23 protein-coding genes are annotated in these 19,653 nt (G+C 33.2%); 4 read left to right on the forward strand and 19 right to left on the reverse strand.

All coding sequences use genetic code 11. The features are described 5' to 3' along the window. Positions 1–44 precede the first annotated feature (44 nt). The 13 genes from H7F21_RS14845 to kynU form a co-directional block, all read right to left on the reverse strand. Positions 45–773: a hypothetical protein gene (locus H7F21_RS14845; RefSeq protein ID WP_185790092.1), complete on the reverse strand. Its 729-nt coding sequence runs from the start codon at positions 771–773 to the stop codon at positions 45–47. Between the two features lie 31 nt (positions 774–804). Then, positions 805–1,443 (reverse strand): hypothetical protein, encoded by a 639-nt coding sequence (locus tag H7F21_RS14850; RefSeq protein ID WP_185790093.1) that lies wholly within the window; start codon positions 1,441–1,443, stop codon positions 805–807. After that, positions 1,436–2,152 (reverse strand): DUF6090 family protein, encoded by a 717-nt coding sequence (locus H7F21_RS14855; RefSeq protein WP_185790094.1) that lies wholly within the window; start codon positions 2,150–2,152, stop codon positions 1,436–1,438. The genes H7F21_RS14850 and H7F21_RS14855 overlap by 8 nt, the downstream gene beginning before the upstream one ends. A 101-nt stretch (positions 2,153–2,253) precedes the next feature. Beyond that, a complete protein-coding gene (locus tag H7F21_RS14860; protein WP_185790095.1) occupies positions 2,254–2,973 on the reverse strand; it encodes a DUF6090 family protein in 720 nt (239 codons plus the stop codon). 56 nt (positions 2,974–3,029) lie between these two features. Beyond that, on the reverse strand, positions 3,030–3,761 hold the full coding sequence (locus tag H7F21_RS14865) for a DUF6090 family protein (protein WP_185790096.1): 732 nt from the start codon (positions 3,759–3,761) through the stop codon (positions 3,030–3,032). Continuing rightward, positions 3,754–4,509, reverse strand: coding sequence for a DUF6090 family protein (locus tag H7F21_RS14870; RefSeq protein WP_185790097.1), 756 nt, complete (start codon positions 4,507–4,509; stop codon positions 3,754–3,756). Before H7F21_RS14870 ends, H7F21_RS14865 begins: the two co-directional genes overlap by 8 nt. A gap of 114 nt (positions 4,510–4,623) precedes the next feature. Further along, a complete protein-coding gene (locus tag H7F21_RS14875; protein ID WP_185790224.1) occupies positions 4,624–5,676 on the reverse strand; it encodes a DUF6090 family protein in 1,053 nt (350 codons plus the stop codon). Beyond that, entirely contained in the window at positions 5,676–6,413 is a 738-nt protein-coding gene (locus H7F21_RS14880; protein WP_185790225.1) for a DUF6090 family protein, read from the reverse strand. Before H7F21_RS14880 ends, H7F21_RS14875 begins: the two co-directional genes overlap by 1 nt. Beyond that, on the reverse strand, positions 6,410–7,159 hold the full coding sequence (locus H7F21_RS14885; RefSeq protein WP_185790098.1) for a hypothetical protein: 750 nt from the start codon (positions 7,157–7,159) through the stop codon (positions 6,410–6,412). The genes H7F21_RS14880 and H7F21_RS14885 overlap by 4 nt, the downstream gene beginning before the upstream one ends. Positions 7,160–7,167: 8 nt before the next feature. After that, complete coding sequence (locus H7F21_RS14890; protein ID WP_185790099.1) at positions 7,168–7,890, reverse strand: DUF6090 family protein; 723 nt, start codon at positions 7,888–7,890, stop codon at positions 7,168–7,170. 283 nt (positions 7,891–8,173) lie between these two features. Continuing rightward, complete coding sequence (locus H7F21_RS14895) at positions 8,174–8,578, reverse strand: RidA family protein (protein WP_185790100.1); 405 nt, start codon at positions 8,576–8,578, stop codon at positions 8,174–8,176. A 116-nt stretch (positions 8,579–8,694) separates the two neighbouring features. Beyond that, positions 8,695–10,137, reverse strand: a complete 1,443-nt coding sequence (locus tag H7F21_RS14900) for an FAD-dependent oxidoreductase (protein WP_185790101.1) — start codon at positions 10,135–10,137, stop codon at positions 8,695–8,697. Between the two features lie 127 nt (positions 10,138–10,264). Further along, positions 10,265–11,545: a kynureninase gene (gene kynU, locus H7F21_RS14905; protein ID WP_185790102.1), complete on the reverse strand. Its 1,281-nt coding sequence runs from the start codon at positions 11,543–11,545 to the stop codon at positions 10,265–10,267. A 108-nt stretch (positions 11,546–11,653) separates the two neighbouring features. On the opposite strand from kynU, the gene H7F21_RS14910 reads away from it, so the two are divergent. Together H7F21_RS14910 and H7F21_RS14915 are read left to right on the forward strand one after the other, a co-directional pair. Next, positions 11,654–12,073, forward strand: coding sequence for a (4Fe-4S)-binding protein (locus H7F21_RS14910; protein ID WP_185790103.1), 420 nt, complete (start codon positions 11,654–11,656; stop codon positions 12,071–12,073). 65 nt (positions 12,074–12,138) lie between these two features. Beyond that, a complete protein-coding gene (locus H7F21_RS14915) occupies positions 12,139–12,507 on the forward strand; it encodes a hypothetical protein (protein ID WP_185790104.1) in 369 nt (122 codons plus the stop codon). Positions 12,508–12,654: 147 nt separating this feature from the next. Here the strand turns inward: H7F21_RS14915 and H7F21_RS14920 are convergent, their stop codons facing one another. Further along, positions 12,655–13,335 (reverse strand): hypothetical protein, encoded by a 681-nt coding sequence (locus H7F21_RS14920; RefSeq protein WP_185790105.1) that lies wholly within the window; start codon positions 13,333–13,335, stop codon positions 12,655–12,657. A 40-nt stretch (positions 13,336–13,375) separates the two neighbouring features. On the opposite strand from H7F21_RS14920, the gene H7F21_RS14925 reads away from it, so the two are divergent. Continuing rightward, positions 13,376–14,176, forward strand: a complete 801-nt coding sequence (locus tag H7F21_RS14925) for a class I SAM-dependent methyltransferase (protein ID WP_185790106.1) — start codon at positions 13,376–13,378, stop codon at positions 14,174–14,176. A 19-nt stretch (positions 14,177–14,195) separates the two neighbouring features. Here the strand turns inward: H7F21_RS14925 and H7F21_RS14930 are convergent, their stop codons facing one another. From H7F21_RS14930 to map, 4 genes are all read right to left on the reverse strand, one after another. Continuing rightward, positions 14,196–15,422: an alpha/beta hydrolase gene (locus H7F21_RS14930; RefSeq protein ID WP_185790107.1), complete on the reverse strand. Its 1,227-nt coding sequence runs from the start codon at positions 15,420–15,422 to the stop codon at positions 14,196–14,198. 89 nt (positions 15,423–15,511) lie between these two features. Then, positions 15,512–16,174 carry a peptide-methionine (S)-S-oxide reductase MsrA gene (msrA, locus tag H7F21_RS14935; protein WP_185790108.1) on the reverse strand — a complete coding sequence of 221 codons (663 nt, stop codon included), beginning with the start codon at positions 16,172–16,174 and terminating at the stop codon, positions 15,512–15,514. Between the two features lie 61 nt (positions 16,175–16,235). Further along, positions 16,236–17,000 (reverse strand): class I SAM-dependent methyltransferase, encoded by a 765-nt coding sequence (locus H7F21_RS14940; RefSeq protein ID WP_185790109.1) that lies wholly within the window; start codon positions 16,998–17,000, stop codon positions 16,236–16,238. Between the two features lies 1 nt (position 17,001). Beyond that, positions 17,002–17,820 (reverse strand): type I methionyl aminopeptidase, encoded by an 819-nt coding sequence (gene map / locus H7F21_RS14945; RefSeq protein ID WP_185790110.1) that lies wholly within the window; start codon positions 17,818–17,820, stop codon positions 17,002–17,004. Positions 17,821–17,945: 125 nt separating this feature from the next. On the opposite strand from map, the gene H7F21_RS14950 reads away from it, so the two are divergent. Continuing rightward, a complete protein-coding gene (locus H7F21_RS14950; RefSeq protein ID WP_185790111.1) occupies positions 17,946–19,211 on the forward strand; it encodes an acetyl-CoA hydrolase/transferase family protein in 1,266 nt (421 codons plus the stop codon). 11 nt (positions 19,212–19,222) lie between these two features. On the opposite strand, the gene H7F21_RS14955 is transcribed toward H7F21_RS14950, so the two are convergent. Then, positions 19,223–19,621 carry a BT0820 family HAD-type phosphatase gene (locus tag H7F21_RS14955; RefSeq protein ID WP_185790112.1) on the reverse strand — a complete coding sequence of 133 codons (399 nt, stop codon included), beginning with the start codon at positions 19,619–19,621 and terminating at the stop codon, positions 19,223–19,225. Positions 19,622–19,653 lie beyond the last annotated feature (32 nt).

Consider the following 19,653-nt stretch of genomic DNA (forward strand, 5'->3'; position numbering starts at 1 on the left):
ATGCTCGCAATGACAGTCCGGTCATGTCTAAAGAATTTGATCATTTAGTTTAGCTTTGCTATTTCTTGTTCTAATAACTTTATAGTTTTACTATTAAATTTTTGATACTCAATATTTCTATTTAGTGCAGTATTAAGTAAAAACATTTTATTATCAATGATACTCTCAAATTTTCTATCATTTAAAATGATTCTGTTATCCGAGTAATCGAGTTCACTTTTACCTATTCTATCTTTAATTGGTGCAAATCTATAATCGACTTGTCTTAACGAAATATTATCATAGAAATAGGGTATGAGATTGTTTGTACTATCTTCATCTTCATTTTTTTCAGTTCTTTTAATTATTTCGTAGATACTTGGTATTTGATACAGCAAATCTCGTAGACTATCTGAGACTATTAAAGAAATTGCACCAGAACTTAATGCCTCATCAAGCGTAGAAGATTTATAGTTTAAACTAGGGGACGCTAAAACAGAATAAATTAAGGTATCGATTGTTTTTTCATTTTTATTAGTAAAAGCATTACCCATAAATTGAAGCAGTCTTTCAGAATCTGTCATTAATGATTTGATGCGTTCAATATTCTCATTCAAGGCTTCCTGGTTTTTATTACTTTCAATTAGTAATCTACTCATAAGATTTTTTGAGGCCTTACTCTCATTACGTTTGGTGTTCCAATTATTCACTTGTAGTGCTATGAGAATACCAATGACTACAAGGATAATTTCGCCAATGGCATATTTGAAGTACTTGGATGTTTTGTTTTCCATAAGAAGTGATTTGCGTACATGTCGAAAGAATTTAATCATTGATAGCTGGATATAATGAATCGATTTGCTTTAAGTTATGATCGAGCATTTCTATGAGTTCTTTTTCGTACCAATAGAGATCATTCATAGACATTTGTATAGATCGCATAACTTTGCCGAAACTCTTGAAATCCGTTAAATCTGTACCAAAGAAAATTTGAGTCGTCTGAGAAGAATATTCATTATAGCTATCTTGATAGGTGTAAAGACCGTTTAGCGCTTTTAATAATTCTGGATTAAATTCTTTTCCAATACCAGATTGAATACTGGTTTGAAAAGCTGCATTTTGTAATCTTGGCGTTTGCATACCTTTCCAAAAATTTAATTTCCCATCAATTTCTTTTTCAGATTTTGGCATGCTCATTTTAAATAATGAATCTTTAACCATAATATGATAGTCTTGTACGCGCTTAATTCTATTCTTATTCGTATCGATTTCGTCTTTTAGCATATTAATAGTATTACTGACGGTTTCTTTAACTTTATTTTCTTCATTTCTATTCTGTAGATATAGCGCTAGCAAAATACCGACTACGATTAATGCTATTTCGCCAATAGCATAAAGTATATAACTTAAAAAGCTTTTTTTCTTAAACATGTCTTTTCTTATTTTTCTGAATGCGTTAATCATTAATATATGTTTTAGATAGCGTTCTAATTTTAGATATTTTTTCTAGTGCTATTTCAGAATAAGGTTCGCCACTAGCTCTATTATCTTTATAAAGTCTAATAAAACTTATGTTAGATTGTTTTGTAAAAAAGGCTTTAGCATCTGCAAGGATAGCATACTCACGCCATTTGTAATCTAAAAAATCTTCTTTAAGAATTGGTGTCCAGTCATTTTTAAAAGATTCTTCAACATCTTCGAAGGCTTGATAAGTATGATATAAACTTTCATCGTAATAGGATATTAGTTCTAATTGAAGTTCCGTGTTAGAAATAATATCTATGCCTTTTGATTTTAGAATTTCAAAAGCACTAGATTGTGATTTAAATATTTCAAATGAAATAATTTTTCCCATCCATTGGTTTAGGTTATCGTTATAAATTCCCTGAGTAACTTCCTCTAACAATTGATTGGTTAGTTTAGTAGCTTCTTTTGAATATGATAACTGCGTGGACAAAGCAATAGAATCATTTTTTAAATTTTCATTAATTAGCGTTAGGATTTCTTGTTCGTAATTTCTGTTTTTTCTTAGATCATTCCAGTTATTAATTTGAAGTGCCAATAGGATTCCTATAACAACGAGTAGGATTTCACCAATGGCGTATTTAAAGTATTTGCTAGTCTTGTTTTGTTTCATGAGATCGTATCGTATTTGTCTAAAGAACTTAATCATGATTGTTGATTTTAATTTTTCCGCAAGCGGCTATCTTCACTAAAGGTCTGCTAGACCTTTGATTTTGCAAAAGCAAAATGTTGTTTCGATAATGAAAGAATTTAATCATTTGGTATGCAATAAGTTTGAAGAGAATCTCTAAGCGCCTTAGCTTTTCTTTCAATATCAGTTATAAGTTGTTTTTCTCTTTGGCATAGAATCATAGTCATATTCATATGGTTTTTAAGATGTATAAAAAGTTTGTCATTTGGGTCTTTGTGCCAATCCGTACTTGTTAATAGTGACTGAAGCTCAACACCATAAATGTCTCTATACAATGGAGTTTCCTGAATCCCGAAACTGGAATAGTCTTCATAATCAAAAACTTTCCCACTTAAGTTATTCTGATTGGCTTCAATGATTTTTAAAGCATATTCTTGCTCAGAGTAATAATTTAGAATGGTGTTTTTTAAATCTTCATTTTTAAGGTTTTCGAGTTTACCAGAAGAGGTAATATCTGTTATAGCCGACTTACTTGGAACAAATGTATAAGACCTTAATGTGCCAAGATAATCCTTCAATATTACAGATTTATCGTCTTGTATTTTAAGCAGGTTGGTTAAGAGTCTTTTAGTTGTTTGTTGTCGCTCATCTAAGGATTCTGTAGACCGCTGAATATTTAGCAAATCACTAATAATATCTTCTTTAATCTTGCAGTAGTAGTTGGCTTCTTGTTGCTCCAGTTTTCTTTGCTCGTTCCAGTTATTAATTTGAAGTGCTAAAAGGATTCCTATTACAACTAGTAGGATTTCACCAATGGCGTATTTAAAGTATTTTCCCATTTGATTTTTTTGGATGAGTGAACGACGAATATGTCTAAAGAATTTGATCATATCATCTAGTTGTTCTTTGGTTTTGAAAGCGCAATAATGGTATTTAATGTTTCTTGCACTTTTTGCAATTCGCCGCTAGACACTAATATTTGATTAACTAAATCGTAATTATTTTTCACTACATATTCAAATTCTAAAGTTTGCAATGCATCAAAATTATTTCGCTCATCTTTAAAATTACTATTCCAATCAAAATGTTTAGACATATATGCATCATATTGATTTGTTACATAATCTCTTGAGCGTAATTCTTCTTCTTGATAATCTGTAATTAAATCATTCCAAGAAATTAATAAATCGCGTAAGGTTTCATTTTTAATGATATCGAAAGATGAGGTGCTCGCCAATGCGTTAATACTTGTTTGCGAAGGATTAAAAGTAATACCTCCATACGACCAAAATAGTTGAAAACCTAAAGAGTCTAAAACTGCAGGTTTAGGTTTTGATTTTATTGGAAATAATTTTATAATTTTTGCACTATTAGTATGTGATCGTCTATGACCAAACACAACAGAATCTAACTGTTTTCGGTTTTGTTGAAACTCTTTATGAATGTTTGCTAAAATCGCAGTTTCTTTATTAGAATTTATTCTGTTTTCATTCCAGTTGTTAATTTGTAGAGCGATGAGGATTCCTATGACAACCAATAATATTTCGCCAATGGCGTATTTAAAGTATTTGCCTGTTTTATTTTCATTCATGAGTTGATATCTGATTCGTCTAAAAAACTTAATCATGGTGTTTTAATTCTTTATCTATCGTGTCTATTAATCTTTTGCAGCTCTTAGAAAAATTATTTGTTAAACGTATTCTTACTTGACTTGAATGGATGTAAAATTCTACTTTTCTGAAATAGCCAGTATAGATTTTAGAATTAGGATTATGTATCCAAGAGGTGTCGATATCGCTTAAATTTATAGGGTTCTCATTTAATCTATCTAACAACAATTCTAAAGGATAGATATCTTTATTGTAAGAAATATTTTGTCCATTACTGTTTATCTCTAAAAATGCGGTATCAAATCTTTTTGCAAGACTATAATGTTCATCTATTTGATTTTTTAAGGTCTTATTTTTAAGGGTATAAAAGCTTCCATTATTCAACATTTCATTATAAGTACTACTGGTGACTTGAAAGGTCATCCACATCGTACTTACTAAAGAATCTATAGTTTTAAATTCATAAATTGAAGGACTGTTTTTTAGTAGGGTCATACCCTTAATATTTTCCTTTTCAAAGTATGAATAAACAGAATCGATTGCGCTTAGCTGATCAAGGTTGTTCGCTAATTCCTCTTTTAAGTTGCCTAAATAATTTAGTTCTTGTTTGTCATACAATCTGTCTTGGTTCCAGTTGTTTATGCCTAAGGCCAATAAAATACCAACCATAACAAGGATAATTTCGCCAATGGCGTATTTAAAGTATTTGCTAGTCTTGTTTTGTTTCATGAGATCGTATCGTATTTGTCTAAAGAACTTAATCATGATTGTTGATTTTAATTTTTTGGCAAGCGGCTATCTTCACCAAAGGTCTACTAGACCTTTGATTTTGCAAAAGCAAAATTTTGTTTCGATAATGAAAGAATTTAATCATAAGCTTTATTCTATTATTAAATAACCGTTCTGAATAGCTCTAAATTTTTTAATACAATTGCCACTATTATCTACCTGTTCATATAGCACATTTTGATTTCCATCTACACCTACAAAATAGCTATAGCTTCGAGCCATTTGGTAAGGCTCTAGTATAAGTTGGCTTGTTGCCTTTTTATCAAAATATAAGTTTAGAAACATCGAATCTTTAGTAGTGTTTACAATCAGATGTGATGCTCTATATTTTCTATACTGCTGTGTTGTAATTTGTGACTCTGAACACGCTGCTTTTTTAAAAGGTTTCATATTATAATGTGCTAATAACTGCTTCATTTGAGAGGTGTCAAAATCTTTATTTGCCTGTTTTATTTTTAATAATGTTGCTAAGTTTACAGCCATATATCTTGATATATTATCGTAATACACTTGATTCATTGACCAACTCTTATAAAGTCGTTTTTCATACTCAGGATTATGTAAAAAGAAATTAATTTTGGCTTCTTTATTAATACTGTCTTTGGCTGATGTAAACAGGTACTGACTCATATATTCTAATTCATCACTAATAACTTTAGTTACATGCTCCCAATTGCTATCTAAATCTACTTTTTGATCTCGTAATAATTTAGCTTCCTCAATGACTTCTTTGTATTCTTTTTTTGCATCTTTTTCGTAATCTATTAACTTAATGATGTTACTGGTCTTTGGTCTTAGTTGATCCCAGTTCGTCGTGATATAATCAAGAAAATTATTTTCATAATAATCCTCTTTTTTGAGTTTTTTATAAATGCCTAATTTGGTTAAACTATCCAATTGATAGTAAAATTTTAGAATCCTTTGTGCTTCTTTATGATTATAAGTTAAGTCATTTTCTAAATCACTAATAGTTTGAGTTATTTCATTTTCAATTTTTTTGTTTTCATTCCAGTTGTTAATTTGTAGTGCAATCAATATTCCAATGACTACCAACAATATCTCACCAATGGCGTATTTAAAGTATTTACCCATTTTATTTTTTTCAATTAATGATTTTCTGATATGTCTAAAGAATTTAATCATTAGTAAGTTTTTAATTCATTAATCATTAAATTTCGAAGTCTGCTATTTCGTCTTAAACTTTCATTTTTAATATGATATAAATTGGATTTTAATTTAAGATTTACTTCAAATAGAATTTGCTGAAAATCAACTTGTTTACTGATTTTAATAAGGTCTTCTTTAGTTATCATATTTACTTTTTCTAAATCTTGAGTCTCAAACTGACTGGATAAATTATAAGCTTCCTTTTGACCTAAATAAGGTCTTATTTTATCTTTGACTATACCCACAAACTCATTCATTTCAATTACACCTAAGTTTAAATCTTCATTATAATCCATAAGTTCTTTTCTAATCGTTTCATTATTTAATTGACTTACTAATAATGATGATGTTTTTAAACTTGGTGCTTCAAGAGTTATGTAACGTCTGATATTATTTGGATCTTCAGTTAATGGCTCATTAGTGTTTTTGTACCCAATATTATAAAGTTGTTGGTGCAAGTTATTTATTTCTGATAGCACTCTAAGATTTGAGTCGAAAGCAATAGAATCTAGTTTTAGATCTTCGAGAAGTTTATTGAGTTTAGTAACCTCAGTAAGTCTGGATTTCCTGTTTTCATTCCAATTGTTAATCTGTAGTGCAATTAAAATCCCAATAACTACTAGTAATATTTCACCAATAGCGTATTTAAAGTATTTTCCCATTTTATCCTCTGAGATTAATGATTTTCTGATATGTCTAAAGAATTTAATCATTGTTTACTAATTTCTTTTTCTATATCTTTAATAAGGTTTTCTAAATCTTCTAAAGAGCTTTTTAACCAGTGTAATCGCAATAGTCTAAAATTATAGAGTTCTACCATTGCGTTTTTATAAGTTTCATTCCGTTTTAAATCATTGAAATCTATAGGTGTATTAACTTCCAAAGTGGCTTTTTCTAACCATTGGTAAAAAACAGGTCCTGTTTTAAAATTTTTAAGAAGTTCGTTTTTATAATTCGTATAGTGCTCTGTGTAAAACATTGCTTCGCGTTTATGTACATTAGCAAAGTCTTTTTCGTACATTAAGGTTATACGAAGTCTTAAGGAATCATTAGAGATAATATTATTCTCACTGTTTTCGAGATTTTTATAAGTGGTATTGGCATTATTGAAAATGTTAGAAATATTAAATTCTTCTATCCAATACCGCAATGAATCTGTGACTTCATTTCTATACTTTAAATGGTCTAATATTTTCTCACCTGCTACATTACTTGCTTCAATCATCTCGTACATTTCTGAAAGCTCCTTATGGTTTTCTTTTAAATCTATATTTAACTGACTTAAAGTATTTGTTTCATTAATTTTTAAAGTTCGTTTTTGATACCATGCATTAATTTGCACAGCAACGAGAATACCAATAACTACAAGTGTGATTTCGCCAATGGCATAGAGTATGTACTTATTGAATTTGTTTTCAGAAAGCAGATTTTGACGGATTTTTCGAAAGAATTTTATCATTGATTTCTTTAATCTAATTGATTAATTAGGTTTTGTGTTACTTCTAAGGATTTGTTTAGCCTTCCTTTTCTAACATTCAATGTAAATAATCGCATGGTCAAAAGGCCATTGAACATGCTGTTTAGTGTATTAACATCTGCATTTTTCCAATACGTGTCTTGAAGAGGCCCTGTAATAGAAAAACTGTCGTTAGGATACTTCAATAAAAATGGCTCAACCAAATTAAAATAAATTTGAAGGTTGATTTTATTATCACTAATAATCAAGTCTCTATCTCTATAATATTTTTGTACTCTACTCGCTATTTCATTACTGAGCAAATTAATTTTACCTGTAGATTCTAATGAGTTAAATGTTGTTTTGTCTAATGTGCGTGCACCATTGAAGCCCGTTCTGTATTCGTGTCTAACAATTTGTATGAGTGTGTCTTCAGTTGCACTAGCAGTAGATAATCTTTGCGCAAATGAATTGTTTATTTTCAGTTCCTTCTCTATATACTCTAAATCTAGTTTAATCAACTCTATATCTGCCTTTAATTCGGTTTGTAAGGCTTTTTTAAGTTGAAATGCCTGTTCTTGCTGTTTTCTTTGTTCGTTGAAGTTGCTCACTTGTAAGGCAATGAGAATTCCGATTACCACAAGGATAATTTCACCAATGGCATAGATGAGATATTTACTGAATTTGTTTTCAGTAAGCAGACGTTGACGAACACGCCGAAAAAATTTAATCATATTTATTTCCCGAGAAAGCGGGAATCTTATTTGCTTCGTTAATATTGAAAGCAAATTAGGTTGATGGTAGTCGTTGAGGTTGGTTAACTATGTGTGTTTAAAGATAGTATTTTGTTACAGAATACAATTTTTAGTATAGCTTAGTTTGTCTGGTCGAGCTGTCATATCGAGCGGAGTCGAGATGCGAGACCTTATTGACCTCTTGTTAAGCTATGCTTACTATCTTCAATTCAAATATATTTGCATTTCGAAAATGCTCGAGGTGACAGTGTGTTAATTAGTGTTATTTCTTGTAAGCCATCACCTTTATTTCAATCACCAAATCTGGATGTGGTAATTGGTGTACTGCAACTGTGGTTCTGGTTGGTCCTGTTTCCTTATCAAAGAACTCAGCATAAGCCCTATTATAATCTGCAAAGTCATTCATGTTTACTAAAAAAGAGGTGACGTCTACTACATCTTTTAAGGATGCTCCAACTTTGGCTAAATTACCTTCTATGTTTTTTAAAACTTCTTGGGTTTGGGTATAAGCATTTAGCTTTTTAGTGCCCATCTCGTCGATAATATCAACTCCAGCAATGGTATTGTCTGGTCTACGAGAACTTGTGCCAGAAACAAAAATAAAATTACCTACTTGTTTTGTGTGTGGATATGCTCCTCTCGGTGTTACTATTTTGTTGTTACTCATAATTCAATATTTTCTGTCATTGCGAAGCAAATTTATTTGCTGTGGCAATCTGCTAATTATAACTTCTAGTTAAAAGATTACCACGTCACTGCGTTCCTCGTAATGACATTTTAATTTTAATGTAACCCAGCAATTTTATCATCCTCTAAAATCGCTTCGGTTTCAGTTTTTACTTTGTCTAAAATATCTTTTAATACTTCCTTATATGTCATATCGAGCCCTTCGTCTCCGCTCAGGATAAACTCTGTCGAGACCTCTCCATCAGCTAACATATTTAAAATGGCTTTATCTTGTGCGCGTCCTCTAAGCATAGCTTCTCTATAGCCAATATCTTCATTAAAGGTCACTAAGCTATATTTGGATGAATAATCTTCTGGAAATGCTTTCTCAAGCGCCATTTCAATTTTTCGTTTCTCTTGAAATATGGCCTGACCAACATGATCTTTCATTTCATGAAAATTGTCAATGGCTAAATCCGCAATCGCATCGGTATCTTTCTTTCTTACTTTATCATATTCCGAAAAGACGGTTTCCCAATGGCCTTCGTGCTTGTCTAAAATAGCATCAAATTCTACAACATCTTCAAAAGAAGCATTCATCCCTTGACCGTAAAAAGGTACAATAGCATGTGCAGAATCTCCCATTAACAATGTATTCCCTTTATAATGCCAAGGAGAACATTTTACAGTGCCTAGAGGTGCTGTTGGGTTTTCAAAAAAGTCTTTAATAAGATTGGGCATTAATTCTAAGGCATCTGGAAATTCTTTTTTGAAAAACTCTGTGACTATTTCCGGCGTTGTCAAATTATTGAAATTGTATTCGCCTTCATCGTAACTAAGGAAGAGTGTTACCGTGAAGCTTCCGTCTAAATTGGGTAGTGCAATGACCATAAAGTCACCTCTTGGCCAAATATGAAGTGCATTTTTATAAGTTTTATAACTGCCATCAGCATTTGGTAGGATGCTTAACTCTTTATAGCCATGACTTAACCATTGCTGAGAGAAACTAAATAAGAATTTTTTCTCTAGAAAGTAACTTTTTCGTAATGCCGAACCTGCACCATCAGTTGCTATAATACAATCTGAATCTTCAATAAATTCGGCTTTAGTCTGGTAATCTTGAAATAGTGCCGTGGTTTTTTCAAAATTGACGGATTTACATTTTTTATTAAAATGAATTTTTACGTTCTCATGCTTTTCGGCTTCATCAAGTAATAGGGAATTAAGTTCTTGTCTCGAAATAGAATTGATATACTCATAATCGCGACCACTATAATTAGATAAAAAGGTGTTGCCTTCTTTATCATGTAGCATTCGGCCATTCATGGGAATACATAAGTCTTTCACTTGATCCTCTATGCCAACCAATTTCATAGCCTTATTACCACGATCTGAAAATGCTAAGTTAATGGAACGGCCTGCTGAAATATCTGTACGTCGTAGGTCTGGGCGCATTTCATAAACGTTGACGTTATAGCCGCGTTGTCCAAGTCTTAAGGCGAGTAAGCTTCCGCAGAGACCTGCTCCTATAATTAGTATGTTTTGTTGTTTATTACTCATTTTATCTTTTGTCATCCTGAACTGTCACACTGAGCTTGTCGAAGTGTTGTTTCAGGATCTCATTTTTTAATCGAATGAACATTCTATTTTGATATTAAACTATAACAATTCCTTGCTTCTGGGAAAGTTAGGATGGGCTTTTCTTTAATACCGCTTTCATTTTCTCAACCATTAAATACACATCTTCAAACGAATTATAAAGAGGCACCGGAGCACATCTAATCACATCTGGTTCTCTCCAATCACTTATAACTCCTGCTTCAGTTAATTTGTCGTGTAATGATTTGTCGGCGTTCAGCACCTGTATTGATAATTGACAGCCACGTTCATTAGGGTTTTCTGGTGTAATAATTCTAATAACATCTTCACCTAGTTCTTTTAATAAAAATTCAAAGTAACCTGTTAATTTTTTCGATTTGTTAAGAAGTGGCTCTAAGCCAACTTTATTAAATAGATCTAATGACGCTTTAATGGCTGCCATAGACAGAATTGGCGGATTACTCAATTGCCAACCTTCAGCTCCAGGTAAAACGTCAAATTCATGACGCATATTAAAACGTGTTTGCTTGTTATGGCTCCACCAGCCGGTAAAACGGTTCAAACTTTTATCGTAAGCATGGCGCTCATGTACAAAACAACCCGACAAACTTCCTGGGCCCGAGTTTAAATATTTATAAGTACACCAAACGGCAAAGTCCGCACCTGAATTATGCAAGTCTAAATCCACATTTCCAGCACCGTGAGCACAATCAAAGCCAACCTTGCAACCATGTTTATGTCCTAATTCCGTAATACGCTTTAAGTCGAAAAACTGCCCAGTATAATAGTTGACACCTCCAATCATTACTAATGCAATTTCATGACCATGAGCTTCAAGAATTTGTTCTAAATCTTCAATGCGCAATAACTCTTCATTATCTCTTGGACCCCAAAGAATTAATCCCTCTTTATCATCATAACCGTGGTGGCGCAATTGGGATTCGACCGCGTATTTATCCGATGGAAATGCATCGCTTTCAATGACAATTTTATAACGTTCTTTAGTGGGTTGGTAGAACGAAGCCATCATAAAATGAAGATTCGCAGTTAACGAATTCATGGTAACCACTTCAATCGGTTTTGCGCCAACCAATTTTGCTGTACTCTCCGTTAAAAATTCATGATAGGGTAACCATGGGTTTTTAGCATCTGTATGGCCTTCTACACCAAGATTTGCCCAGTCTTCCAATTCTTGATTTATATAATCTCTTGCAGATTTTGGTTGCAAGCCTAAGGAATTACCACAAAGGTAAATCAGTTCATTCCCGTGTTTGTCTTTTGGGATATGAAACTGTTGCCTATAACTGGATAGTTCGTCTAGAGTGTCTTGTTGTTTGGCGTAATCTAGACCAAGTTTATAGTCGGACAATATGAGATTGATTTTCGGTTTGTAACAAAAATAAGGATTTAAAGCGTAGGATTAAAGGTGTTTAAAGCGATAAGAATTTTCGTTATCTTTAAAGAAAGAAATAATACTATGGGAAAGACAAAAGAATATAGTAATGGTGAAGTGACTATAGTCTGGGAAGCTGAAAAATGTATTCATTCTGCATTGTGTGTCAAGGGATTACCTAATGTGTTTCAACCAAAAGAAAGACCTTGGATAAAGATTGATGCAGCTTCTACAGATGAACTCGTTGAAACCGTTAAAAAATGTCCATCGGGTGCTTTGAGTTATTATATGACTAAAGAAGATGATCAATCTTCTCAAACTCTGGAAACTAAAGTTGAAGTTTTAGAGAATGGACCACTTTTGGTTTATGGCACGTTAAAAGTTAAGCGTAAAGATGGTAGTGAAGACACCAAAAACAGGACGACTGCTTTTTGTCGTTGTGGAGCGTCGCAAAATAAGCCATATTGCGATGGTGCACATGTAAAGGCCGATTTTAGAGGGTAAAAAGTAATTGTTTAAAATGTTGCAACCAAATGACAATATCTACATCTTATAAGAAAACATAGGATATGAAAAGAACAAAATTTTTCACACTCTTTTTGTTTATGTCACTATTGTCTTGCAATAATGATGACAGTAATAATAGTGATGAATTATCTGGAGTTTATATTGAAACTTCACCAGTACAAGGACGAACACAACTTATCTTTGAAGATAATACGGTCACTAAGTATGAAAATGGATCTAACATTAGTGATGAATATAATTTTATAATTGATGACAATGCGATTTGGTTAACACCAACACAATCTGATGAACCAATATCAGCTCAATTTGATTTTGAAATTATTAATAGTTCAACTTTTGAAATTGAAAATCTTTACCCAAGCATTCCAGAAGATCCCATAATCTATATGACCTTTGAAAGGTCGGAATAAAAAAAGCGCTTTAAAAATAATAAAGCGCTAGTGAATATATATAGGCGCACGAGGCGGAAAATGTAAGCTATACGTTTTAAGTCGAAACGACAGACGTGAAACTTACATTATAGATTGCAAAAGTAATGCCAAAAATTAAATTTTGTGTTATTCTAATGTAATGCTAACATCAGCAAAGTTTAAATTCCAGTGACCTTCATCTTTTTTATGGTCAATGGCTATCTTAATGCCATTAAAATCTTTATAGTTCTCAAAGGTGTTGCTTAATGAGGGCTCTTCTGAATTCCCTTTTCTAAAGACCCATTCTTTAATCATATAATTGTCATCATAATAAATGTCGTAAGCATCTCCAGGTGTATAGCCTCCCTCGTTGGCGTATAATATGGTAATCATATCCAATTGTTCTTTATGAATTGGTGACTCCGCTTTTTTAGGCTCTGAAATCGTTGCCGATGTGTCCCAAACCAATTGAAAAGGCACCAGTAGCCAATATTTATCATTGATAAAGCCTCTATCCGTTCTCATATGCGTACTATCCATTTGGCTTCTTATATACTCAACAGTAGTCTCACCTGCTGTCATTTTTACTTTGTCTTCTTTTGGTTTCCAAACCCAAGATCGTCCTTTTCCCTTTATGGTATCTCTATCAACTTTAAAGGTGAATTTTACTTCAGTAACGTTTTTCCAGTTTTCAAAACCATGTGCATTAGCTATTTTCTCTGCTATGGTTAATTCTTTTTGGTCTTCTACAAGTACAGGTTCTTTTTTTTCAGATTTACATGCCAATACAAATAATAGGCATATCAAACCAAGGTATAATGATTTCATGTGAAAAGAAATTTTAATTTTGATGCAAAATTAACCAACGATGGAAGACAACACTAATTATTTTGATGTAAATAAAGATACCTGGAATAAAAAAGTAGCCATACATGCTCAAAGTGAAATGTACAATATGGAAGCTTTTAAAGCAGGAGAAACGTCTTTGATGCCTTATGAATTAAGGGCTCTTGGGGATGTTAGTGGTAAGTCGTTATTGCATCTACAATGTCATTTTGGTCAAGACACTCTAAGTTGGAGCAGAATGGGAGCACAATGTGTTGGAGTCGATTTGAGCGATGAAGGGGTGAAATTAGCTAGGGAGTTAAACCAAGAATTAAATCTCGATGCTGAATTTGTATGTTGTAATGTATTAGATACATCCCAACATGTTACTAAAACTTTTGATATTGTATATACCAGTTATGGCACTATAGGTTGGTTGCCAGATTTAAAGCCTTGGGCAAAAATGATTTCAGAACGTCTTAAAGTTGGAGGTGCATTTTACATCGTAGAATTTCATCCGATACTTTGGATGTTTGATTATGTTGATGGACAACCCGAAATGAAGTATCACTATAACCAAGAAGACGTTATTTATGATGAGTATGAAGGAACGTATGCAGACCAATCTTCAAAAATGGTCAGTAAGGAATATGGTTGGAATCACGGATTAAGTGAGGTTGTTAATGCACTAATAGAAGCGGGATTACAAGTTGAATACCTCAATGAATATGATGAAAGTCCTTATGATGTGTTTCCAGATCTAATACAATTAGAAAATGGCATGTATAAGATGAAAGATCAATTATTTCCTATGTTATTTGAGATAAAAGCTTTAAAAGTTTGAGTTTCTATTTATGATACTCTTAATTAATCTGCTTTTTAAGACTTTCTACTCTAGTCTTATATAATGTGTTTTTATTTATTTCAAAGGCTTTAGAGGCAAACTTCAAAGCACTAACAAGATCATTTTGCTTTTCATAATAATCTGCCATTGAATCATAAACATTAGCGCTTTTAGGATAATTCTTAATGTTTAAATCAAAAAAAGCGAAAGATTTCGCCATATTATCAGAATTAGACGGGTCGAGAAATCGATAACCTAGTTGATTTATAAATGACTCTTTAGGTTTTACAGTATACCCGAAATATTCGGAAGCTTTGGTATAGTGATTTTCTATGTAGTTAATTAGATATTTTGGTGTAGCAATAGGTTTTCTAAATTCGTCATTTATATTGAAATTATACCAAGAGAAAACGGATTTCAAACCGTCATATTCTGCAGCAAATGGAATACTGCCATGGTTCTCATTTTTATAATATTTCCAGTTAAATCTTAATTCGTTACAGGTTTCTTTAGTCAAAGTTTTTGTGAAATCTAAAATAGCTCTAATATGACTCGTGGCGTTAGTTGTGTCTTTTTCAACACGGTCAAAAGTCATGTCGTCTCTAAGTGTATTAGCAACCGCCAGATAAAGTGATTGGTTTTTAAAATCTTTATGGGCTAATATCGCATTTGTTTCTTTTAATAGTTTTGTATTGTCCCACCAAAGACTTGGATCAATTGCAATATAATTATTGAATAGATCAGATGTGTGAATCAGCGTATTTATGGCTAGTAATCCTCCTAAAGAATGCCCAATTAATGTTCTGTGAGATGATGCAGGATAGGTTTTTTCTATATAAGGAATAAGTTCTTCTTTTAGAAAATTTGTAAAGTTTTCACCTCCACCATTTGTGCCTTTTGGAATAGGCTGCCCTTGTCGAGACACTTGCATTGCGGATGGTGTTAAATCGAGTGTTCTGTTTGTATTGTGTATCCCTATTATTATCATTTCTGGGATCTGACCGTGCCTTTTGAGATGCTTGGTTATAGCTAGGACAGCATCAAAATTAGAACGGCCATCGAGAAGATAGAGTACGGGATAGATTTTGTCTGTCTTTTTTGGCAGATGAATATAAAATGATCTTTCTTCTGATAGAATATCGGAATAAATACTATCAATTTGTTTGATGTAATTTTGGGCGAAAACATTATTTCTTAATCCGGTCACAAATACAATAACAAGGAGAATAAAAATTGATTTCTTCATAATAGGAAAGGTAAGCGTAAATTTTTATACCGTGTTATAAACTTTTTGATTCAAAAAAAAATCCGCTAGAAAATCTAACGGACGTCATATTAGTGCTTTTCATCATCTTTCAATAACTCAGGAAACTTTGCCTTAAAACGATTTAACCTTGGTATAGAGACGGCTCTGATATAGCTTTGATTTGGATTTCTTTTTTCAAAATCTTGATGATACGCCTCACCTTCATAAAATTTTTGAAAAGGGTAAATTTCGGCAGCAATCTCAGCATCTAGTTGCTTCGCAAGAGCGACTTTTTTCTCTTCGACGATTTTCTTTTGATCTTGGTCTTGGTAAAAAATAATGGAACGGTATTGAGACCCTTTATCTGGTCCTTGACCATTAACTTGTGTTGGGTTTTGAGATCCAAAATACACATCAACTAAAGTAGCAAAACTCACTACTTCTGGGTCATATATGACTTCTACGGCCTCTGCGTGTCCTGTTCTTCCTGTATTACTTTTCTTGTAATTAATGTCGGTTGTAAACCCACCAGAGTACCCATTGATAACTTCGTCAACACCTTTCACACTTTCATAAATGGCTTCAACACACCAAAAGCACCCACTTGCAAAATAGGCTCTCGCTTTACCATTCTCTAATGGTACAACAACAGGTTCTGCATCTATAACTTCTTGTTGTTTCGGATTGACTTGTGCTTGGTTATGGCAGCTAAACAATAAGCTGATACTTAAAATGTAAATTAATTTTTTCATAGTAATATTTTCTTTTTCTCTTGGACGTATAAAAATACGATTCCTTAAAGTCAAAAGAAAATTATTTATATACTAAGGGAATAATTTCACCAGAAGCTAGTCGATATCTATCGATGTCTTCTTTGGCAAGTTGTTTGGTGTAATCAACTTCTTCTACCTTAAATCCAATAGATCGAAGTTTGTTAAAATAATCACGGCCGTAAATCCTTACATGATCATACTGTCCAAAAATTTTAGCACGTTCTGCTTTATCTGTTATGGTGTCGTCTTCAAACGTCGTTTCACGATTTAGATCTTGCGGAATTTGGAAAATACCCCAACCACCGGGTTTCATAACGCGATATAACTCTTGCATGGCTTTGGTGTCATCTGGTATATGCTCTAACACATGATTACAGAGAATGACGTCGTAGCTATTATCTTCAAAAGGAAGATCACAGATGTCTGCTTTGACATCAGCAATTGGCGATAATAAGTCCGTAGTGGTGTAATCTAGATTATTTAATTTTCTAAAGCGTTTTAAGAAGCATTGTTCTGGCGCAAAATGAAGCACTTTTAAGTCCTCTGAAAAAAAGTGGGTTTCGTTTTTTAAATACAACCAAAGTAATCGATGTCTTTCTAATGAAAGTGTTGAAGGCGATAATATATTTGGCCGTTGTTTTACATAACCATATGGTAAAAAAGATCTGAAGTTCTTACTGTCAATCGGATCTGTAAAGCGACTTCCTCTTAAAAATAACTCCAATAAGGGTCTGATAATATAACTGAGCCGTATTAAAAGTGGCCTGGGAAAAAGATTCAGAAAAAATTTAAAAATAGATCTCATCTTAAAGCACTAACGCTTTTTGCCTAAAAGCATCTTCTTCATTAGAAGTAATGCCTAAGGCTTCATGGACATAGGCAAATGTCGATAGAATTTCAGGTTGACCATCTATTATGGCGACATCGTGCTCAAAATGTACGCTTGGTTTACCATCTTGGGTAACAATGGTCCAACCATCCTTAAGTTGCTTTACTTTGTGAGTTCCCATATTTATCATGGGCTCTATGGCCACAACCATGCCCTCTATAAACTTCTTTCCTCTGCCACGTTTTCCATAGTTCGGCATCTCTGGGTCTTCATGCATTTTTCTGCCAATGCCATGCCCTACCAATTCACGAACCACACCGTATCCTTCGGCTTCACAATATTGTTGTATGGCATAACCAACATCTCCAACACGGTTACCCACTTTTAATTGTTGGATACCAACATAAAGGGACTCCTTAGTTACTTGAATAAGCTTCTTGGTGTCCTCAGGGACATCACCAATCTCAAAAGTATAGGCATGATCGCCATAAAAACCATTCATCAATGCGCCACAATCGATAGACACGATATCACCATCTTTCAATGGTTTGTCTGTGGGTAGACCGTGAACTACTGCTTCATTAACACTGCAGAGCAAGGTTGATGGACAATCATATAACCCTTTAAAACCAGGTAGGGCACCATAATCTCTTATGAATTCTTCTGCAATAGTATCGAGATGATTAGTTGTAACACCTTCTTTTACCTCTTTTGCCAACATGCCAAGTGTTTTGGATACAATAAGAGCACTTTGGCGCATCAATTCAATTTCCTCTAAAGTCTTTACAATAATCATAACGCTTTATTTGATTGGCAAAGATAGGTAATTATAACAATTTTAAAATATTACATAAACATGATAAATGACAGTTTTTTTCTACCTTTTGTGAGGTAAGTTTGTAATCTAAAAAAAATAAAAAAATGTATAAAACAGTTAGTGCTGAAGAAGCTGTAAAAGTCATAAAATCCAACAATAAGGTATATATACAAGCGGCTGCGGCTGCTCCTCAGACTTTGATTAAAGCGATGTCTGAAAGGCATGAAGAGCTCAGAAATGTTGAAATATGTCAGTTACATACTGAGGGTGAAGCACCTTATGCAGATCCTAAACTGAAAGATAGTTTTCATGTAAATTCTTTTTTCATAGGTAAAAATGTTAGGCATACACTTAAAGCAGGTAATGGTTCTTATACTCCGGTTTTTTTAAGTGAAGTACCACGCTTGTTTCATCAAAATATTATTGATCTAGATGTTGTTCTGATTCATGTGTCAGTTCCGGATCAACATGGTTATTGTTCTTTAGGTGTCTCTGTAGAAGCAACATTAGCCGCAATAGACAATGCGAGTATTGTTATAGCTCAAGTCAATAAAAATATGCCACGTACCCATGGTGCTGGAATAATTCACCATACTGAGATTGACTATTTTGTAGAATGTGATGATGCTATTCCTACAATGGACATGGCACAACCGACTGAAGTTGAAAGTAAAATAGGCGATAATGTAGCTAGCTTAATTGAAGATAGAAGCACACTTCAAATGGGAATTGGTTCCATACCTAATGCGGTTTTAACGCGGTTGACCAATCATAAAGATTTAGGCTTGCATACCGAGATGTTTTCTGATGGTGTTATTGATTTGATATTAAGTGATGTCATAAATGGCAATTATAAAAAGATTAATAGAGGTAGAGCCCTAACGACGTTTTTAATGGGTTCGAGGCGTTTGTACGATTATGTAGATGATAATCCATTTGTGGAAATGAGAGCATCTAATTATACAAATAACACTTCATATATTAAGCAAAATCCAAGAATGGTAGCCATTAATTCTGCCATAGAAATTGATGTCACTGGTCAGGTTTGCGCAGACTCTATTGGTTCTTTTATGTACTCTGGTGTTGGTGGGCAAATGGATTTTATTCGTGGTGCCTCTTTAAGCGATGGTGGTAAAGCTATAATTGCATTACCTTCTGTAACGCGAAAAGGTATAAGTAGAATAGTGCCAGTCTTAAAAATGGGTGCAGGTGTTGTAACGACGAGGGCCCATGTACACTATGTCGTTACAGAATATGGTATTGCGAATTTATTTGGAAAAACGATAAAAGAACGTGTCAAGGCGCTTGTTAATATTGCGCATCCAGATCATAGGGAAAGTATAGATAAGGCCTATTTTGAATTGCTCTGACAAAAGCTATTTTAAAACGGCCACCATTTTTTCTTAGGCATTTTTATTTCTGGCTTTTCGTTGGTGATTAGCTGATACACTTCGCCCCAGCCTAGAATGCCACCAATATTACGGTCATCTATAAATAGGTCTGCATGAATTTTTCTACTTCTTGTATCGTCGAATTTTTCCTCAGGGAAACTGGCGTTTACAGCATAAAATTCAATGCCATTGTCTTTACAGAAATCAACGGCCTCCTGGAGCTTAGAGCCACATCTATAGGTCCAAAGAATAAGTCTGTGACCATCTTGCTGTAGCCGTTTCAAGGTTTCGAAAGCAAAAATTCGTGTTTTTCCAATTTTTGGATAGGCATCCTCAACAATGGTGCCATCGAAATCAACTGCTATTATCAATCTATCCTGAAAATTCATGCTATTACTTCAATTTTGGGCAAAGGTACAAT

Source organism: Winogradskyella flava, assembly GCF_014243395.1.
GTDB classification, from domain to species: Bacteria; Bacteroidota; Bacteroidia; order Flavobacteriales; family Flavobacteriaceae; genus Winogradskyella; species Winogradskyella flava.